We start from the raw sequence: 3420 nt of genomic DNA on the forward strand, positions 1-3420 counted from the left end.
TCCGTCAGTTTGCGCTTGATTTCCGAATAGACGTTCCACCCGTCGCCCGGCTGGTATGTCCCCAAATCAGAGAAAACGAACTGCGTGCCTTTCTGGGCGTCGTATTTTTGATAATACTCCGCGATCATCTTGGCACAGTGACTCGCTTTGTTGTCGGGATGATCTTCGTAATTCGGGTCTATCATGCGCATGTCGAGTGCCATTTTCCGGGCATAGTCCGTGGCGATGAGCATCTTCGCCTTTTCTTCCGTTTCCGAAAGCGGCAGCCTGCCCAACAAGGTGGCATCGCCCGTCTTGGCGAACTGCATCAGTTTCTGTATGAAGTCCTCCTGTTCCGGCGTGGGCGGTATATGGTGCAGTATCTCGTTCTTGGCAGGACGGTCAACGCCCACATCCTCCGCCGTGCGGTAGTCCGTGATTTCATTATAGAAGGCGGCAAGCTCCGGCACTTTGATGAAGTAGCGGAAACGCTCCTTCTGGACCACATTGTTCGTCACGTTAAATTCAAAATCCGTCGTCTTCTTGGCAAATATCGCCGCCCAAGCGTCGAAACACCTTATGTCCTGCCGTTCCAGCTCCTTCGGGCGCAGGTACTTGAACAGCAGGTACAATTCAGTCAGTGAGTTGCTGATAGTCGTGCCGGAGAGGAAGGTCGCACCCAAGTCTTTTCCTGTGCGCTCCTGTATGGTGCGTATGGCAAAGAGCATGTTAAGTGCCTTCTGGCTTCCCTCGCTGTTTCCCAATCCCGCCACACGGTCGTGGCGCGTGTTGAAAGTCAGATTCTTGAACTGGTGGCTCTCATCTATGAAGATGTGGTCGATGCCCATCTGCTTGAAATCCACCACGTCGTCCGTGCGTGACTTTATGGCGTGTTCCACCTTCTCCAGCTTCGCTTCAAGGTTGTGCTTGCGCTTCTCCAATCCTTTCAGCATCGCCCGCGACACGTTCTTTCCCTGCTGCCGTAGCACTTCGAGGTTTTCCTCCACCGTGTCAAGCTCTGCTTGCAGGATGCGCTGCTGCAATTCCGGCGACTGCGGTATCTTGCCGAACTGGTCGTGCGACATGATGACGCAATCGTAGTCGTTGTTCTTTATATTATTGAAGAAGCGCACACGGTTGGCGGTCGAAAAGTCCTTCTCCGAAGCGTACAGAATACGTGCGTTGGGATATGCCGCCTGATAGGTGGCTGCAATCTCCGCAACGTTGGCTTTCAGCCCGATAATCATCGGCTTGTGTGCCAAATTCAGACGCTTCATCTCATGCGCGGCGATGCACATTATCAGCGTCTTACCGGTTCCCACCTCGTGGTCGCAAATTCCGCCGCCGTTCTGTTTCAACATCCAGACGCAATCCATCTGTGAGGGATAGACGCTCTTGATACCCCGGCTTGCCAGCCCTTTCAGGTTGAGGTCGGGAAAGGTCTGATGGGAGCCGTCGTAGCGCGGGCGCACGAAACAGTTGAACTTGCGGTTATACATCGTCACAAGCCGCTCCTTGAACTGCGGCGACTGCTCTTCGAGCCATTCGGAGAAGCCGTTTCGTATCTCGTCAATCTTGGCGTTGGCGAGTTGTATTCCCTCGCTGTCGCGCATCTTGATGTCGTTGCCATGCTCGTCCTTGCCGATGGACTTCATCATGTCAGGGCAGGTGTTGTGCAGGGCGTGTTTTAGGAGGTGCATACCGTCATAGTTCCGGTAATACCCCTTCACCAGAAACTCGTCCGTGATTTTCATGGTGCGGTAGCCGCACACCACCGAAAACTCGTCCATGCTTGCGGAATAGGCGATTTTCACCTCCGTGTCGAACAGCCGGCTCATGTAGGCGGCATAGACACCCGTCGGAATCCAGCGTTCCCCGAAATTGAAGTCCAGATCCTCGAAGGCGATGCGCTGCGGCTCGGCATCTTTCAGAGCCTCCAACGCCTGCTTCACCTCCGGCATACGCTCATTTTCGGGATTGTCACCCATCCATGCCTCTATGCGTTCCGCTTTCTCTATGACATTTCCGGCGATGAAACGGTCTTTGATTTCGTAACCGGTCACGAGCGGATTGTAGTAGATGCGCCCTTGCAGGGCAGTGAGCAAATCCTCCGCCGTGCTGTCGGTTATCTCCCGCATATAGTCGAGATTGACCGTACCATATTTGTTGAGCGACGCAGACAGGGCTTCTTCGGGAGAGCCTACGTTGGCATGGCTCTCCACCGCGAAGGAAACAGGATGCTCGAAGATGTCCGCCTTGACGAACTTTCCGTTTTCCATCCGTTCCAGCGAAAGGATGTCGCGCCCGCCCGCATCCATCATCACTAACTTCACGTTCTGCTTGGCGTTGAGGTTGCCGTAGCGCATGACAAACTCATCGTAACAGGTATTCAGATGCTCTCGCCACGGAACATTTGCCTCGCGCCGGAGCGATTCATAACGGTACAGACGCTCGTAGGCGTCACGCAGCGACACATACAACAACGCCTTTTCCTTCTGGTATCCTTTCAGGTCGAGCGGCTGGAATGTCGCCCCGTATGGCGTGATGTCCTTCAGGTAGCCGATGTTATGACGCCCCCTGTCAGCCACCAGCGACCCTTCGCGCAGGTGCATCTCCGGCGTGCGGTGGTAGGCACGCGGAGAAAGGTCCACGACTTCCTCCTTCGGCTTTTCCGCTTCGATGTCGGGGAAAAGGAAAGTCCCCACCGCTTCCGATGGGGTATCTGTAACGGCAGGTGCGGCGACTGCCTCCGGCTGTGTTTCCTCCTGTCGTGGCTGCTCACGGGAAGTTTCCGGCACGGCTTTCACTTCCGTCTTTTCCGCCACTTGTTTCTCGTTATGCTGCCTTGCCAGTTCCCGAAGTTCTTTCCTACGCTCCGGCGTCAAACCCATCATCATTTCATAGAAACCGTTGATGGGAGGATTGGTATCCCAGTCCAGTGTGGCATAGATGTCGTCCGGGTCGGCAGGCTTGGCGGTGTTCTCCGCTTTCACCTCCTTATTCTCCATTGCGGGTTTTGCAGTTGGAGCTGTCGGTGTAACCGTGACTTTCGGTTTGGGCGGAGTGGACTTTGCCGTAACTGCCTTTTTCACCGTCTTTTTCTTTTTGGAGGTTTTCGGTTGGCTGACCTCTTCCGTCATCCCCCAGAGGTCAAGCAGGGTGAGCTGCACGCCTGCGGAATATTGCGGGCGCGGTTCTATCTCCGGCTTTTCATCTGCGGGTTGCGGCTTTTCTGTCGGAGTTTCCACCGTCTGCGCCGAGGATACTGTTTCCAATTTTATGGCAGGACGCTCTACTTTATTTTGAACGGCAACTTTTTCTTCCGTTCCTGCCTGCCGGATTGAACCCGAATACAAGCGCATGGCAAGCCTGTAATGGAAATCCTCGTCGAGCATACGGCGCAAATCCCCGGCGATGCCTGCTGCCTTGCCCTCGTGCAGA

The 3420-nt window shown here is 54.8% G+C and carries 1 protein-coding gene; it reads right to left on the minus strand.

The genetic code is table 11. The features are described 5' to 3' along the window. On the minus strand, positions 1–3420 hold a 3420-nt coding region (locus DW205_RS21845), incomplete at both ends, for a DNA methylase (protein WP_121963169.1).

This window comes from Parabacteroides sp. AM17-47 (genome assembly GCF_003434625.1).
Taxonomy (GTDB): Bacteria; Bacteroidota; Bacteroidia; order Bacteroidales; family Tannerellaceae; genus Parabacteroides; species Parabacteroides distasonis.